Below are 2,500 nucleotides of genomic sequence, written 5' to 3'. Positions count from 1 at the left end.
CCGCCAGCTAAGGTCCCAAAATCTATGCTAAGTGGAAAACGATGTGGAAACGCCCAGACAACCAGGAGGTTGGCTTAGAAGCAGCCACCCTTTAAAGAAAGCGTAATAGCTCACTGGTCAAGTGGGTCTGCGCGGAAAATGTACCGGGGCTAAGCATAGTACCGAAGCTGCGGATTCGTACCTTAAGGTATGAGTGGTAGGGGAGCATTGTGTAAGCCTGCGAAGGTCGACCGTGAGGACGGCTGGAGGTATCACAAGAGATTATGCTGACATGAGTAGCGAAAAACAAGGTGAGAAACCTTGTCACCGAAAACCCAAGGTTTCCTACGTAAAGGTAATCTGCGTAGGGTTAGTCGGTCCCTAAGGCGAGGCCGAAAGGCGTAGTTGATGGGAAACAGGTTAATATTCCTGTACCTCTTGCTACTGCGATGGGGGGACGGAGAAGGGTAGGCGATCCGGGTACTGGATGTCCCGGTTTAAGCGTGTAGGCGGGGAGTGTAGGCAAATCCGCATTCCCATTCAACGCCGAGGCGTGATGACGAGAGCGTATGCTCATAAAGTCGTTGATCCCATGCTTCCAAGAAAAGCCTCTAAGCTTCAGGTAACAAGAGACCGTACCGTAAACCGACTCAGGTGGGTGAGGAGAAAATCCTAAGGTGCTTGAGAGAACACTGGTTAAGGAACTCGGCAAAATGACACCGTAACTTCGGGAGAAGGTGTGCCTCCACTAGGTGTAGCGATTCGCACGTGAAGCCGATGGAGGTCGCAGAGAAATGGCGGTAGCGACTGTTTACTAAAAACACAGGACTCTGCAAAGACGAAAGTCGACGTATAGGGTCTGACGCCTGCCCGGTGCCGGAAGGTTAAGGGGATTTGTTAGCCGCAAGGCGAAGCTTTGAATTGAAGCCCCGGTAAACGGCGGCCGTAACTATAACGGTCCTAAGGTAGCGAAATTCCTTGTCGGGTAAGTTCCGACCCGCACGAAAGGTGTAACGACTTCCGCGCTGTCTCAACCAGTGGCTCAGCGAAATTGAATTCTCGGTGAAGATGCCGAGTACCCGCGGTAAGACGGAAAGACCCCGTGAACCTTTACTACAGCTTGACAGTGACATTCGGAATAGCTTGTGTAGGATAGGTGGGAGACTATGAAGCCGGGACGCCAGTTTCGGTGGAGTCACCCTTGAAATACCACCCTGGTTGTTTTGGGTGTCTAACCTAGGCCCGTCATCCGGGTCGGGGACACTGTCTGGTGGGTAGTTTGACTGGGGCGGTCGCCTCCCAAAGAGTAACGGAGGCGCGCGAAGGTTCCCTCAGGCTGATTGGAAACCAGCCGTAGAGTGTAAAGGCATAAGGGAGCTTGACTGCGAGACCCACAAGTCGAGCAGGTACGAAAGTAGGTCTTAGTGATCCGGCGGTTCTGTATGGAAGGGCCGTCGCTCAACGGATAAAAGGTACTCCGGGGATAACAGGCTGATCTCCCCCAAGAGTTCACATCGACGGGGAGGTTTGGCACCTCGATGTCGGCTCATCGCATCCTGGGGCTGAAGTAGGTCCCAAGGGTTTGGCTGTTCGCCAATTAAAGCGGTACGCGAGCTGGGTTTAAAACGTCGTGAGACAGTTTGGTCCCTATCTACCGTGGGCGTAGGATACTTGAGAAGAGCTGTCCTTAGTACGAGAGGACCGGGATGGACGCACCGCTAGTGTTCCAGTTGTCCCGCCAGGGGCAATGGCTGGGTAGCTATGTGCGGAAAGGATAACCGCTGAAAGCATCTAAGCGGGAAGCCTCCTTCAAGACTAGGTATCCCTGGGTGTAACAACCCCTAAAGGCCCGTTGGAGACTACAACGTTGATAGGCCGGGTGTGTAAGTACAGTAATGTACTCAGCTGACCGGTACTAATCGGCCGTGAGGCTTGACCATAAAAAAAGAAATCTGGCACGGGGGTGGTAACCCCACCCCCGAACCAGCAAGCAATCCAAACGAACAAACGCCTGCTACAGAAACTATGCGATTGCCGAGATACGATCAGGCTTTACCTGTGCCCACCGGCACAGGATAAGGAGTCGGATGCAAGGCAGCCAAGGAGCAGATTGTGAGGCGTAGCAGCGCTACGGTGAACAAGATGCGACGCAGGCAACGCCGCAGCCGGCCCTTAGCCGAAGCCGCAGAGTTTCTCGGTGGCAATGCCGAGGGGGTCACACCCGTTCCCATCCCGAACACGGAAGTAAAGTCCCTCAGGGCCGATGGTACTGCATGGGTAACTATGTGGGAGAGTAGGTCGCCGCCGGGAATTAATAAGAAAAGCCCCGCACCTGGAAAGATGCGGGGCTTTTTTTTACCCGAAACGCCCCGGCCGCCTGCGGCAGCCGAACCTCCTGCGACCGTCCTCACTCACCGATGATCTTGACCAGCACACGCTTCCGACGCTTCCCGTCATACTCCCCGTAAAATACCTGCTCCCACGGACCAAGCTCCAGTGCCCCTCCCGTTATGGCTTTGAT

At 54.4% G+C, this 2,500-nt stretch carries 1 protein-coding gene and 2 rRNA genes (1 of these 3 cut by a window edge); 2 read left to right on the top strand and 1 reads right to left on the bottom strand.

Features of this window, described 5'->3' with window-relative positions; genetic code table 11:
* Both GJT30_18715 and rrf read left to right on the top strand, forming a co-directional pair.
* Positions 1-1,923: ribosomal RNA gene (locus GJT30_18715) — 23S ribosomal RNA — on the top strand; it begins 1,047 nt to the left of the window's first position.
* Positions 1,924-2,172: 249 nt separating this feature from the next.
* A 5S ribosomal RNA gene (rrf, locus tag GJT30_18710) occupies positions 2,173-2,289 on the top strand.
* A gap of 97 nt (positions 2,290-2,386) precedes the next feature.
* On the opposite strand, the gene GJT30_18705 is transcribed toward rrf, so the two are convergent.
* On the bottom strand, positions 2,387-2,500 hold a 114-nt coding region (locus GJT30_18705; GenBank protein MSM41652.1), incomplete at its 5' end, for a YjbQ family protein.

This window comes from Geobacter sp., assembly GCA_009684525.1.
Lineage (GTDB): Bacteria > Desulfobacterota > Desulfuromonadia > Geobacterales > DSM-12255 > Geoanaerobacter.
The sequence above is the reverse complement of the archived record's forward strand: the minus strand, read 5'-3'. Positions and strand labels throughout refer to the sequence as shown.